At 42.7% G+C, this 18,945-nt stretch carries 22 protein-coding genes; all 22 read right to left on the bottom strand.

Going from position 1 to position 18,945, the window contains the following annotated elements; all coding sequences use genetic code 11:
* Positions 1-6: 6 nt before the first annotated feature.
* Positions 7-417: a phage tail fiber protein gene (locus NLX74_RS10450; RefSeq protein WP_069289710.1), complete on the bottom strand. Its 411-nt coding sequence runs from the start codon at positions 415-417 to the stop codon at positions 7-9.
* 11 nt (positions 418-428) lie between these two features.
* The gene (locus NLX74_RS10445) at positions 429-983 is read right to left on the bottom strand and encodes a phage tail domain-containing protein (protein ID WP_069289711.1); all 555 of its coding nucleotides are present in this window, start codon (positions 981-983) and stop codon (positions 429-431) included.
* Complete coding sequence (locus tag NLX74_RS10440; RefSeq protein ID WP_254328661.1) at positions 983-6,370, bottom strand: phage tail tape measure protein; 5,388 nt, start codon at positions 6,368-6,370, stop codon at positions 983-985. The genes NLX74_RS10445 and NLX74_RS10440 overlap by 1 nt, the downstream gene beginning before the upstream one ends.
* 89 nt (positions 6,371-6,459) lie before the next feature.
* A complete protein-coding gene (locus NLX74_RS10435; protein WP_179085966.1) occupies positions 6,460-6,603 on the bottom strand; it encodes a hypothetical protein in 144 nt (47 codons plus the stop codon).
* Positions 6,604-6,745: 142 nt separating this feature from the next.
* Positions 6,746-7,087 (bottom strand): hypothetical protein, encoded by a 342-nt coding sequence (locus tag NLX74_RS10430; protein WP_254328660.1) that lies wholly within the window; start codon positions 7,085-7,087, stop codon positions 6,746-6,748.
* Positions 7,088-7,151: 64 nt separating this feature from the next.
* Positions 7,152-7,937, bottom strand: coding sequence for a hypothetical protein (locus tag NLX74_RS10425; RefSeq protein ID WP_254328659.1), 786 nt, complete (start codon positions 7,935-7,937; stop codon positions 7,152-7,154).
* Positions 7,938-7,982: 45 nt separating this feature from the next.
* Positions 7,983-8,429: a hypothetical protein gene (locus NLX74_RS10420; protein ID WP_254328658.1), complete on the bottom strand. Its 447-nt coding sequence runs from the start codon at positions 8,427-8,429 to the stop codon at positions 7,983-7,985.
* A gap of 11 nt (positions 8,430-8,440) precedes the next feature.
* Positions 8,441-8,875 (bottom strand): hypothetical protein, encoded by a 435-nt coding sequence (locus NLX74_RS10415; protein ID WP_250268617.1) that lies wholly within the window; start codon positions 8,873-8,875, stop codon positions 8,441-8,443.
* The gene (locus tag NLX74_RS10410; RefSeq protein WP_254328657.1) at positions 8,872-9,453 is read right to left on the bottom strand and encodes a hypothetical protein; all 582 of its coding nucleotides are present in this window, start codon (positions 9,451-9,453) and stop codon (positions 8,872-8,874) included. The genes NLX74_RS10415 and NLX74_RS10410 overlap by 4 nt, the downstream gene beginning before the upstream one ends.
* Positions 9,450-10,025, bottom strand: coding sequence for a hypothetical protein (locus tag NLX74_RS10405; RefSeq protein WP_254328656.1), 576 nt, complete (start codon positions 10,023-10,025; stop codon positions 9,450-9,452). The genes NLX74_RS10410 and NLX74_RS10405 overlap by 4 nt, the downstream gene beginning before the upstream one ends.
* Positions 10,025-10,462, bottom strand: a complete 438-nt coding sequence (locus NLX74_RS10400) for a hypothetical protein (RefSeq protein WP_254328655.1) — start codon at positions 10,460-10,462, stop codon at positions 10,025-10,027. Before NLX74_RS10400 ends, NLX74_RS10405 begins: the two co-directional genes overlap by 1 nt.
* A complete protein-coding gene (locus tag NLX74_RS10395) occupies positions 10,452-10,841 on the bottom strand; it encodes a hypothetical protein (RefSeq protein ID WP_254328654.1) in 390 nt (129 codons plus the stop codon). Before NLX74_RS10395 ends, NLX74_RS10400 begins: the two co-directional genes overlap by 11 nt.
* A 17-nt stretch (positions 10,842-10,858) precedes the next feature.
* Positions 10,859-11,872, bottom strand: a complete 1,014-nt coding sequence (locus tag NLX74_RS10390; RefSeq protein ID WP_075154322.1) for a major capsid protein — start codon at positions 11,870-11,872, stop codon at positions 10,859-10,861.
* Between the two features lie 15 nt (positions 11,873-11,887).
* Positions 11,888-12,268, bottom strand: coding sequence for a head decoration protein (locus NLX74_RS10385; RefSeq protein WP_068939495.1), 381 nt, complete (start codon positions 12,266-12,268; stop codon positions 11,888-11,890).
* Between the two features lie 2 nt (positions 12,269-12,270).
* Positions 12,271-13,551 carry an HK97 family phage prohead protease gene (locus NLX74_RS10380; RefSeq protein ID WP_254328653.1) on the bottom strand — a complete coding sequence of 427 codons (1,281 nt, stop codon included), beginning with the start codon at positions 13,549-13,551 and terminating at the stop codon, positions 12,271-12,273.
* Between the two features lie 5 nt (positions 13,552-13,556).
* Positions 13,557-15,017: a hypothetical protein gene (locus NLX74_RS10375; RefSeq protein ID WP_254328652.1), complete on the bottom strand. Its 1,461-nt coding sequence runs from the start codon at positions 15,015-15,017 to the stop codon at positions 13,557-13,559.
* A gap of 204 nt (positions 15,018-15,221) precedes the next feature.
* Positions 15,222-15,626, bottom strand: a complete 405-nt coding sequence (locus tag NLX74_RS10370) for a hypothetical protein (protein WP_254328651.1) — start codon at positions 15,624-15,626, stop codon at positions 15,222-15,224.
* Positions 15,627-15,699: 73 nt separating this feature from the next.
* Positions 15,700-16,155, bottom strand: a complete 456-nt coding sequence (locus tag NLX74_RS10365) for a hypothetical protein (protein ID WP_254328650.1) — start codon at positions 16,153-16,155, stop codon at positions 15,700-15,702.
* Between the two features lie 155 nt (positions 16,156-16,310).
* Positions 16,311-16,484, bottom strand: a complete 174-nt coding sequence (locus NLX74_RS10360) for a hypothetical protein (RefSeq protein ID WP_254328649.1) — start codon at positions 16,482-16,484, stop codon at positions 16,311-16,313.
* Between the two features lie 741 nt (positions 16,485-17,225).
* Positions 17,226-17,897, bottom strand: a complete 672-nt coding sequence (locus tag NLX74_RS10350) for a hypothetical protein (RefSeq protein WP_254328648.1) — start codon at positions 17,895-17,897, stop codon at positions 17,226-17,228.
* 93 nt (positions 17,898-17,990) lie between these two features.
* Entirely contained in the window at positions 17,991-18,533 is a 543-nt protein-coding gene (locus tag NLX74_RS10345) for a hypothetical protein (protein WP_254328647.1), read from the bottom strand.
* A 107-nt stretch (positions 18,534-18,640) separates the two neighbouring features.
* A complete protein-coding gene (locus NLX74_RS10340; protein WP_254328646.1) occupies positions 18,641-18,880 on the bottom strand; it encodes an ArpU family phage packaging/lysis transcriptional regulator in 240 nt (79 codons plus the stop codon).
* Between the last annotated feature and the right edge of the window lie 65 nt (positions 18,881-18,945).

Here is an 18,945-nt window from a genome sequence, read left to right as displayed (position 1 = left end):
TATTCCCTACCCCTCGTCAATCGAAATCTGACCAGACATAAAACGAAGTGTGTCATTAGTTTGGACTGTACGCGGCGTTTTCACGGCTCCGTGATACATTAGATTGCCCCCTGTTGCTGCCGTGCGAATACCAATATGGGTAACCAAGCCCCAATCAGCCGTTGCAATCGGGAAAGATACATCTGCCGAACTGGCTGCAACTGCCCTACGATCCGCAATGACTGGCGCACCAAACGTTACAGCACGCCGTACATAGCCGCCTCCCATCACTTCCTGTCCTGTATCTGCATCCGTTGGATTGCTTGTGTACAGAGCTATATATACAATCTGAGGGGCAGCAAAATTTGTACCCCGTAAAGCAGCGTTTATACAAGCCGTTTTCCACCAGTTTGATTTACTAAGTAATATATCTGCCATAAAAAGACCCCCTACTCAATTTGATATTCATTTGCAATTCGAAAATTGCGTATGTCGTTTTCACCAATGTTGGTCAGGACGATAACAGGGCTGGCCCTTTCGTCTCCAACTGAAGTAACTGAAACAGTCTGCGGCGATTGTGTGATGGTGACCTCTTCAATGTTCTCGTCACTCTCGGGAAACGGATGTTCACCCATTTTGATTGGTATAGTTAACTCTCCGTCCCAAAGTATTTTTTCGATATCCAATGTTCCGGCATAGCGTCCAATATATCGCCTTCCTGGTAAGTCCGAAAACGTGAATACGATATCCCCTTTTTTGGCATTAAAAAGAGCCGCCACTTGGGCGACTCTCCTATGGTAATCAAGGGTTGTATCATCTGCCATAACGACACATTCAAGGTTAATTGTCCTCGCTCCGTAAGTACTGCCAAAGTCTAATTCCCCATCCCTCTCGGCTATTTCAAGAGAATGGTCCTTTGTTGGCGGCAGCACAGGTATATTGTGAGTTTTAAGCCCTAATCCAATGGATTTAAAGGACTTACCATCTGCCGTTGCGTCGATCATTAAGACTTGCCTCCCCTCACTTGCAACCTCCGTACCAAGTTATCTCGTTCGGTCCAAAATACCTTTGCTGCGGATTCGTCTTCAATATAAGTATCGCCTGATTTTATTACGAACTGGTTGCTGATTTGCTGCGGATTTGAACCGCCCGAAGCCATTGGCATGGAGAAGTCTGGCATGGAGAAATTAAGCGCTGGCATTTTGAAATTGATAATCTTCCACAAGTTGCTCTGTTGTCGAGCATTCAAATACATTTCCCCTTCTCGGGCAATGACTGGAACCTCTGCCCCCTTCTGGCCTTGAATGATCCCGCCAGAATGGAATTTTTGAAGTTTCCCTGTGTCCTTCTTAATGCCATACTTATTCCGCAGAGCAGCATTTTCTTCGTGCAGCTTGGCCTTCTCAGAAGTGCCTGCCGAGTACCATTTATCAATATTGGAATTATATCGCGCCAAGTCACTGTCCTTTTCAGAGATTGAGGAACCTGTATCCAGGGAAGCGGACAACGAGGTTGCATTAATCTCCGCCATCTTCATCTGATAGTCAGCAATAAACTGATCTAACTGACGCAAAATCTCCGCGTTCTTCTCAGATTCTTTGCTGATTTGCGTGTTTTTCAAGTCTTCGGCTTTGGATTCAACTCCGTCTGAATACTCATCATATTTCTCAGCAAGCTGATCATAATGCCGCTTAGCTGCTTCAATCTGGTCATTGTAATCCTTTTCCCGCTCAGTCTTCTCGTCTTGAAGCTTCTTCTTCTGATCCTCCAAGCCACGCTTAGCAAGCGTCCGGTTATGTTCCCGTTGCATATCTTCAATATCTTTTTCAGTCTGTTTCCGTTCGGCAATACCTTCGGGACCGACAGCAGATTGTAGCAGGGCAAGGCGCGCTTGTTTCTCCGCCATTGCACGTTCATAATCCTCGTCTTCGTTAGCTGTCTGCATCTTGGCAAGCAAGTCGTCTATGGCCTTAATTTTAGCGTCCTGAGCTTCGATAAAAGCATCACGTTCCGCCTCGATACGCTTTACTTCCTCGTCCCGAGTCTTTTCAAGTGCCTCCTTCTCCTTTTTAGCAGCTTCGGCAGCAACCTTCTTCTGATCTTCAAGAAGCTGTTTTTTAAGGTCGTGAACCTGCACATCAATTTCCATCCGCTGTTCTGATCCTTCTTTGTAAAGAGCCTGCATTTTTGTCCATAAATTGAGCTGATCGGAAACAGATACGGCTTCCATACTCTTTTGGTAATTGATTCGTTTTTGGAAGTCGGACAGGAATTCATCTTCCAGAGCTTTACGTTTCTCATAAATCTTCTGCTGCAACTCAAAACTTTGTTCGGCGGTACGATCCTTTGCCTTACTCATACGCATATAAGCGTCATATTCCATTTTGAGGATAGCAATCTGGCTTTGGCCTGCCATTTCCATTTTGGAAGTCTCTTTATCAATCCATTTTTCACTGTTTTGATATCGAAGCTCATTGTACTTGACGGTTAAATCGTAGATTTGTTTGGCAATCTCTCTACGGTTAGCAGGAAGAAGATAATTTTTATTCTGCTCCTTTTTGTAAAAATCCAGGCTGGTTTTAACAATTTCACTTTCCTGTTTATTGGCCTGTCTCATGCGTTCGCTTCTTCGCTCTAGGTTTTCAACATCTTCCTGATATCTGGAATCGTTCAGTTTCTGAACATCTCGGCTCCATTGCTTCATTGCATCCTTATCTTCCAATAGGTACTGCTTATGTCGCTGAGCCAATCGTTTGTACCCTGCTACCTGTTGGTCTATAGACCATTCATTTCGTTCAGCGATATACTTGAAATTATCCAAGTCGTCAGAGTAAGCATCCTTGCGGGCTTCAGAAGCTTCCTTCGCTGCTTTTTCAGCAGCTTTCTCCGCATCACTTTTACCTTTTTTTCTCCCACTTCCCTTCTCTTTTTTAGAGCTAGAACCCACGCCAAATTTAGGGTCTTTATAAAGTTTGGTTAGAGCATTAATTTTTTGATCATAAGCATGCATCTCCTTTTCGTACTCGTCATATATTTTTATTTTTTCCTTGTCTGTATTAAGTTGATTTTGAAATGGAGTATTTAGAAATGACTTAACCCCTGTCATATTATTTAATTCTTTTTGCACTTTCACTGCTTCAAGAGAACTTCGAACCATCACGCCATTTAGATTGGCCTTTAGTTGTGCCAAGTCTTTAATAGCCTGGGCTTCAATTCCATAAATTTTCAACCTCTCGTCAGAAGCTATTTTCGTGTTAAAAGTCGATGTTTTTTCTGCATTGATATCAGAAAATGCTTTATCAACTTTTGCTTGACGAGCTTTTTCTACCACTTCGGTTTCGAATTTCCATCCATCGGCTGTCTTGTAAATCTTCGCTTCAAGGTCTGGATATTTCAATATTAAATCAGCAACTTCTGACGCATTTAGAGATTGTCCACTCGTCAACTCACTCAAAAGTGTATTCATATCTGAAACAGACTTGGCGTTACCCTCAATCTGTTCTCTTAAATCAGCAAGAGCTTCTTCCTGAGCTCTAACACTCTCGGCTGCTGTTCCAGCTTTCCCCGCGAATTGGTCAGTTTCAACAGCTGTCTGACCTAAAGCCACACCTACTTCCGTTATAGACAAAGTAAGCTTATTGTTTTCTTGTTCTAACGATTTGATTTTTTCTTCAAGACCTGCTGCATCTTCCTTGAATTCTCCTACACCAGCCCAATTCACAAGATCATTATTGATGACTCTCTTCACTCGTTCTAGTTCTTTGGTGGCTTCTGTAATCTCATTTATTTTTTGCTTTTGTTGTTCGATTAATTGCGATTGTTGATCTTTCAATACATTTTTTCGGGCTTCATTTTGCTTCTCTATGAGTTTATTCAAAGCAGCAACTTGCACCTGTACAGCCTCATCCGTATAACCAGCAGCTTCAAGTTGCTTGGCCCCTTCTTTTCCAAGAGTAATGACCAGCGCTTTCGAAATCTCTTCGAGTTGTTTTTTCACTTGTGTTTCCTTTTCTGTCGAACCGCTACTAAGCCTTAATGACTGTTCAAGAGAACGATGTGCATTAGCCAATTTCGGTAACAATTCTATCTGTCGTTGGTACTGGCTAACCATTTGTTGTGATGCTGAGTCTTGATCCTTTAAATTTTGAATCCGATCCCTCGCAGCTTTTTCTTCCTTACCACTATTCATCGCTACGAGCGCTATTGCGCCAACAAGTAAGCTCAATCCTGCTGTAGCGGCTGCTGTTGTCACAGTAGCTGTGGCTTGAGCAACAGACAATGACTTTGTAGCTACTGTAGCTCCCTCGGTTGCTACCGTTAAAGCTCCTTGTGCTACTGTAGCTCCTTCGGTAGCGGCGACTCTCTGAACTGTTGAAAGAGTTGCTCCTTGTGAGGAAACGATATTAACGTTGTTAGCTACCGTATTAGCGCCAATAGCGGCAGTTTCCGCAGCCTTTGCAGTCGTCAATACTTTTACAGCAGCAATTACATTCATGATCGGGCCGCTCAGAGCTTTATATGCAAGCAGTAGCCCGCCAATAGCCGCTGTTCCCTCAAATACACCAGGAGGCACTTTTGTTAGTCCAATAAGTAGTTGGTCAATTGCATCCAATACATCCTTGATTGTTCTTCTCAAGCCATCGTCGCCTGCATTATTAAATATCTCAAGCAAAGAAGCTTTGGTCTGAGCTGCTTTACGCTGTATGGTATCCATCTGGACTTTCAAGTACTCCATTGTTGATCCGGTAGAACCGATAGACGCTGCTGTACCCAGCAAGATATCCCCTGCGTTTAAGGAAGCAGCCAATTTAGCGTACTGGTAAACACCGCGGGAAATATCCGCGTAGGATTTCGTAAGGTCATAGTTTTTGTCGATTACTTTGGTCGATAACTCCAAAAGGATATCTTCTGCCCTTTTCCACTGCTCTGTACCATTTACAACTTCTTTTGTTTGAACTCCTAATCTCTCAATCTCTGCTACGGCTTTATCTGTACGAATTGTACCTAAGACTGTCTTCCACATGTTACCTAGGTTTTCCCCGCTCAGTGCCGTATTACGTACACCGGCTGAGATAAGACCGTTCATAAAGTCGAAGCTTACGCCTGTTTCTGCCGCAATCTTACCTGTACGCTCAAATGCCGCACCCAAGTCCCGTGCCGGTGCCATTGTGTCATGCGCTACTTTACTCCAACTATCCAGCACACGACCACCGAGCACCATTGCATCATTGCTGTCTTTAATCTGCACACCATATTGAGCAAATGTGGACTCCATTGATTTAGTCGCACCTTCAAGAGAAACCAAATCGACAGTTGAAAGCATAGTCGATTTACGCACCATTTCTTGTACTACGCCTGCATCCTTATACATCCGGCCCCACAGACGTGCTGATTCGGTAACATCCATGATTTCTGAACCAAGATCATGAGCCGTCCGGATAAACTTGGTTGTCTCGTCGTGCAACTTCTCAGTGTTCATCACCATTTCCTTAGTACCCTCGTTGTACTCAAGGAAATAATGCTCATTCGTCTGAACGTAGCCTGCCATATTAGATTCAATACCGACTATGCCCTCTCTTAAGGCTTCCTGTACTTTATGCATAGCTGCATATGCCGTGTGGAATACAGCGGCATGAGTAGCCATATCACCTACTCGGCTAATCCAGTTAGGAGTTGTATTGAAAGTCTGCTTCATTTGCGCTTCGGTTTGGCTCAAAGAGCGCCGGATCTTCTGTTCTTCCTGAAGGACTTTCTCACGGACTTGTGCCTCTTTTTGCTCCCTAGCACGTAATGCATTCACCCAAAACTTTTCGTAGTCCTGTGCGTTCTTACGTGCCTGCTGTGCTTCTTTCTCTGCCAGTTGAGATATCTTCATCCGTATGGACTGTTCTTCCATTAAGACACGTTCACGCGTCCTGTCGTCAGCCCCAGCCCCTGAGACCTTTGCCGATCTCTGCCCCGTCAGTGAAGCTTTATTCTGCAAAGTCTCCATACGCTTCAGGTGTTCACGTTCCTGCTGTTCAATTGCATCCTCACGCTTTTTTACAATAGTCTGCTGCGCTCTAAGCTTTTCGTCGGTTATCTTATTGGCCTGATCCAGTTGATTCTTCCGAGCAGTATTTAATTCGGCTTGTACTGTACGTTGCTTTACAAGCGCTTCTGACTCAGCAAGAATTTTCTTTCGTCTGTCTTCAGCGGAAAGAGCAAACTTATCCGCGTTGCTGGCAAGAGATTTGAAATTCTTTTCACTCACACCCAATTCAGCATTCAACACTTTGAACGATTCAGCGTTAGCTCTAGCCCCATTATCTATAATTTTGAAAGCAGGCAAAATCTTGCTTGTATCCAAGCTTATACGCGCACCTACTACATCTTTACTTAAATCTGCCACTTTGTTCACCTCTCATAAGGTTAAGGAAATTTTTCCTGCCCTGAATACAGAAAAAGAGGCATCCTGCATGATTGCGGATGCCTCTTAATTTACTTGGCGAAGAAACCTAGATCAGATAATGACTTGACCTTCTTCGGCTTTTTATTTTCCACCTTACCACCGTGGAGTATGATTTCGAATTCCCGGTTTCTGTTCTTAGCCTTCATGAGCGCTCTAATTTTTGGAATAGTCATATTAGGCCATTCTGAATCAGAAATACCATTACTCACGCATAAAGCCCAAAGTTCTAACCAGTCCGTTTCATGATCATCCTCAGCAGGATTAGACTCCTCCTGCTCATCTTCCTCATCTGACTCTTCATCTGGAGGAAACGACTCAGAATAGAAATCGGTCTAACAAATCATCCAGTACTGCAATACCGTCCTGGTCAATCAGTTCGTACTCTTTTTCCGTTATTTCCTCAACCAGCACGAGATTAAACACCTTTTTGTACATTTCCTCCACTTTAGGCCAGTCAACTGCTTCCCGGTCTTCGGTAGCCTCCCATTTTTTCCGGCCTATCGAAAAGGAAAACTTGTGTGCTACACCGTCCATTTCTTCACGTACCTGTCGAATCAGGGCAATGGTCCCGATCTTCACATGCTTTTTTATGCCCTCTGCCAATCGAATTTCAGTCCCGATGTTAAGCGTTTTATCCAACTGTTTGTCTGTACTCATTAAATTTCCTCCTCAATGTATGTAACCCCCTACCTGAGCGAAAGGGGGTTGAGTTAGTAATTGATTAGATACCAAATATGATTTCTACTGCATATCTGTTTGGATTCTCTGGCGTGATATCCGGTTCCATAATCTCCAGTGCCAATGTGTTAGTGGTTGGCTTTTTGCGTTCTTGGGACACGTCCAAAGTTCCGCCCCCGAGGGCCTTCCAAATAGTGAGCTGGCAAGGGACTTCTTTACCGTTCCGATCATCGGTTAAGGAAAAACGGTGTACCAGCTTAAATGGTTTCGGACGGCGTTTACCGCTTAAGCTACTTCTTGTAGCATTCTCCTTTGACCATTTGAACGTAACAGTGATTAACTTCCCTTCGTTTGCAACATCAGATGTAATTTTACCCTCGGTAATTACATACTGTTCTGCTGTTGGAGCAGATGCTACACGAGTCAGTTCAGTGAGTTCTCCTGAGGCAGTATCTTTTAAATACACACGGTCACTCTTAGCGACAAAAGTTCCGCTATACTTTGAAGGCGCTTTTAGCTGATAACCATCCGTAGCAGTCAAGAATCCTTGCTCCACTTCGTCAAATTGAACCGTACCTTTTTCTGATTCGGCCCCTTGAGACAACTCAGCGAGGATGTCTGAATAACGAGGAACCTCCATAGAGGCTTTATCCCCTAAATCCTTAGCAGTATAGTGGAATGCATATCCACTATCGCCGCCCATTACTTTGTCCCAATCAAACTGTAATTGTAAAGTTACTTTAGTGATTTTGTCGTCTAGAAACTTGAGCCTTCCGCCTTCTTCATAAACCTGCGCTGACCCCACGCCATCAAATACTAAAGGTTGCATATAGTTTCATCCTCCTTATGTGTGAACATAAAAAAACTGGTCAGCTTATTTGACCAGTTCCCATAAACGCTTATCAATTTCTGAAATTCGACTGTACTCTTTGGTTAGCTTGTAACCCTGTTTTGGATTCCAGACACCCATAATACCCAATCCTTTAGCAAGCGTGATTTTTTCAGCAATCAGCGTATCCCACTCGGTAGGTTCTGGTTTAGGAGAATTAGGTTGAGTCCAATTCAATTCGGATTCATAAGTTGTACCAGCAAGAGTAACAACATTAAATTTGTACTTCTTGGTTGCATTTACTTCGCTAAACCATAGAGTTTCTTGATCATCCGGTTCAATCTTACCCCCATCTTTTTCAATGCTAGATACATTGGTCTTAGCCAAAGAAATTCGCTTTTGTGCTGAATCCAGCAACTCATATTCGACATGGTTAACGCCATTGTGATCACCGGATCTTCCCGTTGCTTTCCATACTGCTGCTTCTGCCATTTAAGTTCACCTCAATTCATTCTCAAGTAATCAACATCGAAAATTGCTTTGTACCCCTTGGCCCCTTGTATACCAGTAGCAAAGTCTGCGTCATAGGTTAGAACACACAGATATGAAGCGAAGCCCTGAGCAGTCAGTCGTCTGTCATGCAGAATCTTGAATGAACGTTCAAACAGCAGCTTCGCTTCATAGGCTGTTTTGCCGTAGAAATCAATGCAGAACTTACCCTCGAACACCAGTGGATTAGCCGCATATCGTCCCGGCATAACGTACTGACAGATATGTGGAACTGTATCCTTAGTAACCGTTATCTCAGGTTCCATACCTTTCGTAAATCGTTTCACGACCTCAGCAGATGGTGATGAAGGAGTAAGCTTCAGCATGCTCATAAGTTCCGAATCTGCTTTCAAAGCATTCTGAACAGCATCAATAAGTTGTAGGCTCACTCCCGTACCTCCTTAAAGTATCTGTGATACGGAAACTCAGTTATTACACGGCTAATGCCTTCCAAAATACGTTTCCGGTTGGACTGGATTGCAACACGCAAAAAGTAGGTTGGAGGTGTGGCCCTAAATGAAGGATCAATATCACCGCGCTCCGCAAGCTCCTCCAAGTCTACTCCAGCATACCCACCACCTGATTCCCTCATCGTTCCGTCTATCGCTCGGTACTTACCACGAGAGCGACCTACGATAATTCGATCACCCTTGGCTCTTAGTCGGTTCCACGCTTCACTGTTCATGTAAGTAATCAGGCCGGGGTTCTGGCTGCTGTCCGCCATCTTGGAACCTTTACCAAACTGCTCCAGCCACGCCTGCCAGAAGTCGTCGGCTGTAATGTCGCCGGATATCATTTGGTTTGCGAGAACAAACATATGCATCTCCAGATGATCCTTGACTGCCGGATAGTACCGTATGCCGCTTTTGGCTGTCAGCATGACCAGTTTTGTTAGCCCGGTAATTTCAACAGCGAGCTTATTTTCCAAATCCTTCGCCGCTTTCGCTGAATCATACCCTGTAATCATCGTCGATCCTCTGAAAGCTGGACATGCAGCAGATTAGGATACTTGATCCTATCTACCACATCTACCTGGTATGTCTTCCCGCCCATTACAATCCGGTCAGGCGCGGATAGACTTGAGTCTTGAGGGTCTCTTACATCGACTGTCGTCTGTAACTGCAAGGTAAACACGGTACTCGGCAGCAAGCCCGGCTCCTGTTGTCGCAATTGTGCTGTGACATACTGTGCAAAGCAAACAGCATCAGCAGCGACCGATGTAAATTCAGCATCGCCCACCGGATTATCGTTTGCATCATAAGCTTGCTGGTATCTCTGAACTTCAATTAAAGCGTTCGTTTTAATCAGAGAACAGTACTTGTCCTTCTCAGTTGTTGTACGTAGAGTCTGTACCAAATAAGACGATTCGTTCTGAACTATATCTCCCGGCTTTATAGATGATTTCGAAGAAAACAAACCATTGTACATATACTCTTTTCCGATAACCGTTGTGGCTTTCGTTTCCCTAGACAATATAACGACATCGGGCTCCGCATTGACAGTACAAGGTGAATGCCTATGAGCGAAGTCTTTAAACATCAGTAACGCCGCCTTTCCCTTGCCCGGGTCGGCCCAGCTACACCGAATAACGGAACATCTGTCCCATGCTGTACTGTTGATATAGACTCGATAAACTCATAGGCTTCATCAACAAGCTGAACAGCGTACTTTTTCCAATCAACAACCTGATTTTCAAAAGAGAAGTCAAAGTCCTTTTTAGACTTCTTGATTCTCGCTGTCATGGAAGGGGCCAGTATGGCAGCAACCATACAAACGGCTGCTGCATACACATAAGTTTGATCATCACCAGTTAACTCAGCATAATCAGGAACGGCTTTTACAATCCTCGATTCTCCAATGGGCAAAACAGAAAGAGCGTCTATGTCAGCATCGGATATTACATCCTCACCAACGCCTAGACGCCCTCTAATCTCCTCGTGATATGTTTCTGTAGTGAGTATCTTATTAGTTGCCATCTGCTGCACCGCCTGCAGCACTGATAGCCTGTTTCAATTCTTCAATACTCATTTTGGTGTATCCGGGTATTTTCAATTCCTTAGCTGAGGCTTTCAATTCTTTCAACTCACCATCGGACTGAAGAATATCAATTTGCTCAAGTAATTCTGCTTCTCGCGCTTTGGACTGTTCTAATTCGGCCTGAAGTTGCAACTCCCGTTCTGAAGGAGAACCATCAAGAGCCCCATTACCATCTACAATCTCCGCAAGCAATTGTCCAGTTGCGGCATTACGGATTTCATTCTTTGCGATATCTACAAGACCATCAGGGGCATCTGTTACGATGTCCCCCGCGTTGTATTGCCCAACAGAATCAACTAATACTTTTACAGTTGTCATAAATTCGTTTCCCTCCCTTACGCCACTGTAGCAAAGATATGCCAGTTGACGTATTTCAGTCGCGGCAGAACAGTAGCACCGTTAATCACTTGCCATTGATCAGGATCACCTTGAATTAGCTTGGTGAGAGCAAACTTCCCTGTATGGCCCGTGAAAATGTCTTCATAGTTATTGGGACTTGTAACAAGATCCATAATAGAACCCGTCATACCTTGACCGATTATAATTACGGCATTATCAGGAATGAAAGGATAGAACGTTCCGGTATCGTCAATGTAGCCACCATCGTAAACTTCATACTGAAGCCCGCTCAAATTTTGGCTGACAATTTCAGAAAGTGAGCCATCAGTTACAACATCCTTGCCATATGTGTATCTGATCAATTCGCGAATTTTCTCATTTTGCTTCATGTAGCTGTCTACCTTTTTATTGGCCAGAATCTTAACCCCTCTTGCACCACTTCCCCGGAATAGAAGGAGCCACTCATCCAAGTTTTTCAGCGGGTCAGCGGTTGTCGTATTGCTCCAGAGCACATCTGCCGTTGGCTTGTTAGTGGCAGGGACACCATAATCAATCGTTCTGGCAGGTTTGTTTGCTGTGGCTGGAACGATAAGGTTACCGGTCAGGGACTGCCAACGCATCCACTCAAAACGTGTCTCAAGGCGCATGTTCAAGTTGACCAGTTGATCTACCATGTACTCCTCTGCCCATTGTTGCTGTAAGTTGTTACCTGGCTTTCTCAACGTAGCAATCTTTTCACGATCAATGATGGACTTTTCTCTCCATTCTTGGTTCGTGAAGTTCATATGTTTCACTACGGGTGCTGTATGAATTGGCGAAGGATCATTCAGCCCGGTAGCAGGCGTCATCCCCGTGTCGTCATAAGTAATGTCATATTCGATGGTGAGTCCAAGTTCAGGTTTGAAGTCAACGCCATTGGTCAACAATTGAGCCCCGCGAAAACTGTTAATATCCGTCCGAATGTTCTGGACGACTTCCGTAAGGAAATATGGATCAAGTACGTTTGCCATTTATGTTTGTCCCCCTTATACAAAGTAGCAAAGCTTCAGCGCTGTTTTAGCTGCTGCATCTAAGCCAGTCAATTTGGATGAATCAAAAATACCTGCAATCCACGCAGATGCCCCAATATCAGAAGGTGTTGTGTCATGATCATTATCAAGGATACACAGTGCCACTTCAGAGCCGTTGGTTGCTGCGGAACTATAAGCTACCGCTTTATCCTTATCCGCTCCTGCTGCTGTGATCTTGCCTATAATCGTCCCTTTTTTCAGGATTCCTTGCCCTTGTTTCAGCAAGATCCCTCCCGGTAGTTTAGCCTGAAGGTCTGTAGACGCTAGAACCTCCGTAAACTCTTGAGTAATAACCTGACCGGGACCAGGAGCGCCATTATACTGAGATTGCATCATAATTATTTATCCTCCTTCAGCAGATTACCCCTGCCTGTATTCTTAAGTGCCGCCCGAGCTTCTTCACGAGCTAATGCTTTAAGTTGTTCTGGCGTTTTCTCGCCACCATCATTTTGTGAGTTGGTTGGTGGTGTTCCATTCAGTGCTCCCTCAGGAAGGTTTACATCGTCACCTTGTGTATGGCGACCACCGCCACCCAAAGCAGCTTGTGCCTGTGCCTCATACGTTGCGCCGATCTTTTCAATTTCAGACACCGGCAGATGAGACAATGCTGTTTTCATCGCCTCTACATTAAAGGCTTCTCCAAGAGCACGTACGCCAGCTCCGCATGCTTGTTCGGTGACCTTCACCTTATATGTCACACCATCAGCGGCCTGAGCGCTCAACGATGTAAGTTTGCTCAAGATGTCAATATCGTTTTCCACACTTAGCGCTGTCCGAATTTGTCCAAGTACATTATTAGCCGCTGCCAACGCAGTTGCTTGAGTTTGTGCTGCTGCTAATGCAGCTTTTTGTTCGTCTGTCACAGTGTCATCTCCTTTGGCCTGTGTTTCGGCATCATTGTTTTTGTCTTGCTGTAATACAAATCCATCCAAGCCTGATTTACCGCTAAAAGAATAAAAGACGCGTCCGCCACTTGGTAGTGACTTCGCATCTTCAGATAAAGCTTCACATTTTATAGCTGATTGCAGCTCAGATGTATTGCTCATTCCGACTACTCCGGCACCTGGGTAAGCTCCGTCAAAGACTAGAGAGTTTTCCATCAGGTCGCCGTCATTAATGTCCACAGTGCAGAGTTTGGAATCATACTCCCTTCCGCGAATGTGAGGGCAATTGCCGCCAAAATACTCCTGACCGCAGATGGAACATGTTTGACTGGTTACCGTAAATCCGATTGATGTATCAAATATAGTTCCGGCATCAATACCTTCAGCTATTTGGTCAATCTTGATATCCCCGATCTCTTGACCCAGTTTCATGTAATGATCTGCATAAAGTGCCAGTTCATCGCCATCCATCTGTAATCGGCTGTCAAAAGTTCTACCGAGTGGTATTGTCATGACGCCCATGTTCGCCCATGAGTGATCCATCAGCAAGGATACACCTTCTCTTGCTTGGACAGCCATCTTCCTTAGAAAATTAGGGGTCAAACGATAAAACCGACGAGGTATGATTTGATCCCCTACAAGCTTAGCAGGGAAAACATACGCTTCATCCTCAGTAAGAGGAACACGTGCCAACTGATTAATCTTTGTTAATTGTTCGGGTGTAGGTTTAGCCATATTCTCTATTCACCTCCCTCCGGTGGGGTATTTTCTTCATTCGAATCAGATTCATGCTTCTTTACAAGCAGAGGAAGTAATTCAGCAGGAATTTTGGCATTAATACCAAGAGTCCAACGTATTTCCTCAGCAGCTTCCAACGGTGTGATGTAGAAATTCTTCTCCGCTATGATGTAGTTATCGATCTTTGAACGGCGGTCACGTTCAATCTCATTTTCAGAGCGTAGATCAATGGGGAGATAGTCAGCTTCAACTTTTGTTTGAGTCCCCTTTACTCTTGCGGACAACGAAAAAGCCCGCTGCCAGAAACGTTTGGTTACGCTCCGCGCGGACTCTACATTTTTGATATATATTTGAGTATCAATAGAGCTGTATGTTTCGGTTGAGCCTTGATGCCTTGAAAGAATGGTCAGCAATGTTTTGAGTGAAGTAGCCATTTGGGTATCAATGATATCAATCAGCTTCTTGATATCAATCATCGGCCCCGAATTACCGCCTTTTAGATACTCGACCTTTACACTATCCCAGTGGACAAGGGCATCGTCTGGATTAAGTGAGTTGAAGTGGTTTATCATCTCTTCCATTCGCTCTTTGAGCCATTTCTGTTGACCATCGGGATTACTTTTCAAGTTGTTCGGCATATTCTTCAGCATGATTTCTTCCAGCATGGAGATATCAAGCCGTGGATATCCTTGGTTATGCACGACTGCTTTTAGGTCAGCCAGCACTTGAAGATGAAAGAATACTACTTGCAGTACCGGAAGCATAGGCGTTCGTCCATAAGGATCATCAACCATAGGATCAAACTCTTCATAAATGAATGTTGGTGTGTCGATCTTCTTGTAATTACCGAACCACTCCTCGTTTGGGTTCCTTCTCGGGTTCTTTACGTATTGCCACGGTATAAGTCTATTAGTGTCCGGTTCCCTACGGAACCAAATTAAAGCCGGATCAACCGGAACGATATCAATTACATCGTTACATCGCTCATTTAGTACCACTTCCCCGGCACATGCACCGCGAACCATAATCATCATCCGTTGGATCGTATCCAGTTTATTCAATGACCGTCCATGCTGATATCCTGGCGAAGGTAGCGGTGTGTTTAGCATAGATTTGAGTTTATCTAGCACCCGTTGTCCGCCCTTATCTGCATTCCCGTTTGGCTTCTTAGCTGTAAATGTTAAGTCGGTATCTCCCATACGTAAGTATGTGTACAAGGCATAGGATACATCTGGATGAACGGATATAAGAAGCTCAAGTAATTCTTCCGCTGTATAGCTCTGTAACTTGGTAAGGTCAATATTATGAGCCTGCTGATGTTTTTTAGGCAACCAGTTAAATATCCCCCACGGGTTAGCATTACTAGGTACTGTTGCTCTGCCTATGCCCATCATTTGTCGTTTTACTGCTGCGGGAAGAACAGAGTTTGCAAATGAATGTATGGCTTTATGGTACCACTTCAAATTTTCACCGCCTTTCTTTGCAAACTTCTATGAATACAGAATAACATCTGTTTTATTCGAATTTACTACTGATTTTCAACCCAATAAACTTCTTTTTTAATGCCATAACAAAAAAAGAAGGTAGGAAAAGTTTCCTGACCTTCTTAAGGTTCATATTTCTATGTCTGAATAATATCATTGTTTCATTCGGTGTTACTACGGTTTTTAGCTAACATCCAAGTTTAAAATTAGACTCTTTTTAGTTAAGTGTTTTCTTCCAGAACCATCATCTACACCAGCATCTAGCTGTACTTTTCCGTTATATCCGTTAGTAAACAATGTCTCTTTTAACTCATTCAATCCAATCCAAATAGTACAACTACTGCCTGCTTCAAGTATATGTGGATAACTAACATTAGATTGTGGTCGAGGAAAAACTAGTGTTTTATTATCTGGAAGAATCAGATAAGGTATGTTTATTACAACGTGTTGGTATCCGGGATTGGAGACTGTAACAATTACCGCGGCATCGCTTAACCCATTATAGGTATCAAGAAAACCGTAAGAAAATGCGAGGCTAACTTTTCTCGATTTTTCATTTTTATTCACAATAAATGTAACTGTAGACATAAAGGCGGCATATATTGCAACTACGGCAGTAACTATTTGTGTCCATGGAATACTATTTCCAAGTATATCTACCCTACTTTCTTCTACCGTTACTCGTCCCAGAATTCAAAGCTACTACAGCAATCAAAGCTATGATTGCGAGGACAAACAGCAAGTAAACTCCATAATAAAGAAAGTACAATGAAGCTAAACCTGTTAACAGCCCAACAATTATGATGAATACTCTATATAAATTCGAATATTCTGCTTCATTCGATATGGCGGAAACCAGACCTATAAAACAACCAACAAGAAGCATTAGTCCGGTGATTAAGGATAATGCAGTAGCCCTCAAGTAAGCTGCTGTATCTGTGAAGTAATATTTCCCCAATTCCAATAACGTTTCAGGCTTAGGGAGATTCGATATCATTTCCCACGAAAAATACCCAGCTGTTAAAGCCGTTGCAATAAATAACCAATAAGTCCACCTGATTTCATGTTCAATCGCTTGATAGTATATTGATTTTAATATAAAAATCTCCTCCAACATATAGAATGTATGTTCTTAATACCTTTATATCACTCGTTGTTATATGTTGTCAATTTGTGTAGTTACGTGTTTGAAAATGTTCCTCGAAAACTTAGCACTTTATGAGGACAAAAGAAAAAGCACCCATTAAGGTGCTTTTTCTTACTATTTACTAGCTAATCGTTCTCCGTTGCAGCAAGAATTTCTTTATACATTTTGGCTACTTCTTCTCCACTCAAATACTTTTCCAATAGAGCTACTCTATTCGAAGAAATTGCAGCAATTACTTGAGCCTTAGCTTTTATAAGCTCTTGCGTGAGAACAGTAGCACGTTCAGCCGAACTTGACATAGTCTCTCACCCCCTTGTGAACAAAGAATTCGACATATAGGAAATATAACCCTTTTTGCAGGTCGAAAGTATTAGTTTATAAGGAGGTGACCATATACCAACAACAGGAGAAAACCAGGAAAAGGAAAGAAAATATGTAAAAATCGTGGTCAAACAGTGGCTCTGGTCCTCTCGGTTCAAAACAATCACCTCATAACTTACTATGCTTCTCCAGTGACTTTCTTTACCCTTCAATGATGCACGACGGAATCGAACTGCCCAAAGTCCTGTATGCACCATTAGCCCAGCCTAAATCGGGTAAGGTATTACAGTAGCTCTGCTGCAAGTTGCTTGAGCGCTGGTGGAGTAGGGATGAGTTGACCGTCACTTTGTCCCTTGATAAAGCTTTGTCCTCGTCGACATAGTAGACAACGACTTGGCCCTCTATGATCGGGAAGCCGCTCTCGTCATCGGTCAGCGAAGTTTATACGTACTTGCCGTGCTGCACAGCGTGCTCCTCATCGTGCAGATGCAGAATGCGGTCCTTACTCAAAAACGTGGTTGTGTAGACATGATTGATTTCTCCGAATATGGTTTATTGAAAAATCAAAAAGGGCGGCACATTGGCCGACCTAATTTACCGAGGCTTAAAAGCTGTGGTGTGTTCCTTATTCGATTCTCCATGATACAAATATACCATATCAAAAGTCCAGTACAGGAGCATAAATCGTTCAATTTTCATTCAATTTAATTTTAGCACTGTTAAACATGTAATCCGCCTACTTCAATCCAAACAATTTTATTCTTTTGAGAATTGACCGTAACTTTCATGGAATTGCACACATTTGCCAATATTCGAGTTGCTATATGTTCCTTAAAATCATTTTCAAATAACCAATTGTGGGGAGATAAGAGAATATCTTGAGTAGATTCTTTTAGAAAATCAATTATGGAATCTGAATCGTTATGTTTCATTGTAGAAATCTCAGCAAGATTTACTTTGTACTCTGTAAAATTCTCATCTTGCGAATCGTCGTGTTTACTCCCGTATAAATCACTTACAAGCTCATTTAATGCTCCCTCTTTAAGAAGTTCATCAAAAATCAGCTTGGATTCCTCCTTTAGATTCCTTACCACAAGCGAAGTTTCTTCCCCCCTTCTAACTACTTTTACTTTCTCAAAATGGGGTGCAATTTCATTAAGAGCTATTTTAAAAATTTCTGGCTTTGATACAGGTATGTCACACACGAAGTTAGGATCATATGTTATAAAAGGGGCAATATAAAATTGCATTAGAGGCGTGAGTGTTTCCCCTTTGAATTTTTGTACGTCAACTATCTCAAATATAGGTCTATCGACTTTCGATAAATTTCGATTAATTTTAATTTCGCCTTCTACTGGAGCCGCAGCGAGTACTTCTTCAAATAATCCCATTCTATCACCACCTATTTCATATTTGAATTACAAAAAGAAAGGGAGCGGTATAGTAAAAAAAACTACTCAGCTCCCTAGCTAAAATTACAAATATTAATTTGTTGTAAAAGTAACCTTAACTCCCTCTTGAGGTAGACTGTACGTCCCTAAGTTTGATGTTACATATCCATATAATTTTGCAGTATGACTTCCTTTACTAGAATAGGTTGTCGAATCTTGATCTTGGGCGTACTTGGCTCTCGTCTTATATTGAAATTTAACGGCCTCCCCATTAGACCAATGTAGAGTTATATACACATAGGTAATTATAGCTTTAGAGTCATCTGGTGTAATACTGAAGTTTGCCCAAGCTGTATTTCCTTCAGTATCTACCCAGAAATCCAAAGTTGCAAATATTATTTTTGTTTTTTGGGTGGTAACCGAATCATATACGGAGTTATATACAGAATCACTAACAGTTGGGCTATCAGGAATTTCAAGAGAAACTGGTAGTTTAATATGTTCTAACTTAGATCCTTGTTCGCTTGGGGGATTACCTGATTGAATTTCAATTGGATCTGCAAAAGCCCCTGCAGGCAAACTTAAAGACAGAACTAGCATAAGTATAGAAAGCAACATTTTCCTAAGTCTCGACATCTTGTTTCCTCCTTTTTCATTTTAATCAAATATATTGTAAATAAAAATCCTAATCATTTCCATAAGACTAAAGCACTAAAATAAAAAATTACCTTTTTTTGAAAAAATTATTCACTTCCAAATACTTCTAGCTTTAAAGTAGATGCTAAAATTCCAATTGCTTCAGATTTAATCCTTCGGAAAGTACTATCACTTATTTTCATTTCCCCACAACTGATATAATCAAACTCCAAATAGCTTGGCTGAATTACCTCGCGCCACATACTGGATAGCTTGCTCATCATCATATCGAGTAGTCGATCCTTGGCGGCCAGTTCCACCTCCTTGTCAAACGTTATAAACAGCAATGTTCTCTGTCTGCTTACTGATCGCATTGGTAGATTGATGTTCTCTATATGAATACGAATTTGTA

This window comes from Paenibacillus sp. MZ03-122A (assembly GCF_024213325.1).
Classification (GTDB): Bacteria; Bacillota; Bacilli; order Paenibacillales; family Paenibacillaceae; genus Paenibacillus; species Paenibacillus polymyxa_B.
This window is presented reverse-complemented; position numbering and strand designations above follow the sequence as displayed.

Bases quoted from the DNA above. Each gene is read 5' to 3' on its own strand.
- NLX74_RS10450 (WP_069289710.1), bottom strand. From the start codon at position 417: ATGGCAGATATATTACTTAGTAAATCAAACTGGTGGAAAACGGCTTGT.
- NLX74_RS10445 (WP_069289711.1), bottom strand. From the start codon at position 983: ATGATCGACGCAACGGCAGATGGTAAGTCCTTTAAATCCATTGGATTA.
- NLX74_RS10435 (WP_179085966.1), bottom strand. From the start codon at position 6,603: ATGACTATTCCAAAAATTAGAGCGCTCATGAAGGCTAAGAACAGAAAC.
- NLX74_RS10430 (WP_254328660.1), bottom strand. From the start codon at position 7,087: ATGAGTACAGACAAACAGTTGGATAAAACGCTTAACATCGGGACTGAA.
- NLX74_RS10425 (WP_254328659.1), bottom strand. From the start codon at position 7,937: ATGCAACCTTTAGTATTTGATGGCGTGGGGTCAGCGCAGGTTTATGAA.
- NLX74_RS10420 (WP_254328658.1), bottom strand. From the start codon at position 8,429: ATGGCAGAAGCAGCAGTATGGAAAGCAACGGGAAGATCCGGTGATCAC.
- NLX74_RS10410 (WP_254328657.1), bottom strand. From the start codon at position 9,453: ATGATTACAGGGTATGATTCAGCGAAAGCGGCGAAGGATTTGGAAAAT.
- NLX74_RS10405 (WP_254328656.1), bottom strand. From the start codon at position 10,025: ATGTTTAAAGACTTCGCTCATAGGCATTCACCTTGTACTGTCAATGCG.
- NLX74_RS10400 (WP_254328655.1), bottom strand. From the start codon at position 10,462: ATGGCAACTAATAAGATACTCACTACAGAAACATATCACGAGGAGATT.
- NLX74_RS10395 (WP_254328654.1), bottom strand. From the start codon at position 10,841: ATGACAACTGTAAAAGTATTAGTTGATTCTGTTGGGCAATACAACGCG.
- NLX74_RS10390 (WP_075154322.1), bottom strand. From the start codon at position 11,872: ATGGCAAACGTACTTGATCCATATTTCCTTACGGAAGTCGTCCAGAAC.
- NLX74_RS10385 (WP_068939495.1), bottom strand. From the start codon at position 12,268: ATGATGCAATCTCAGTATAATGGCGCTCCTGGTCCCGGTCAGGTTATT.
- NLX74_RS10380 (WP_254328653.1), bottom strand. From the start codon at position 13,551: ATGGCTAAACCTACACCCGAACAATTAACAAAGATTAATCAGTTGGCA.
- NLX74_RS10370 (WP_254328651.1), bottom strand. From the start codon at position 15,626: ATGTCTACAGTTACATTTATTGTGAATAAAAATGAAAAATCGAGAAAA.
- NLX74_RS10365 (WP_254328650.1), bottom strand. From the start codon at position 16,155: ATGTTGGAGGAGATTTTTATATTAAAATCAATATACTATCAAGCGATT.
- NLX74_RS10360 (WP_254328649.1), bottom strand. From the start codon at position 16,484: ATGTCAAGTTCGGCTGAACGTGCTACTGTTCTCACGCAAGAGCTTATA.
- NLX74_RS10350 (WP_254328648.1), bottom strand. From the start codon at position 17,897: ATGGGATTATTTGAAGAAGTACTCGCTGCGGCTCCAGTAGAAGGCGAA.
- NLX74_RS10345 (WP_254328647.1), bottom strand. From the start codon at position 18,533: ATGTCGAGACTTAGGAAAATGTTGCTTTCTATACTTATGCTAGTTCTG.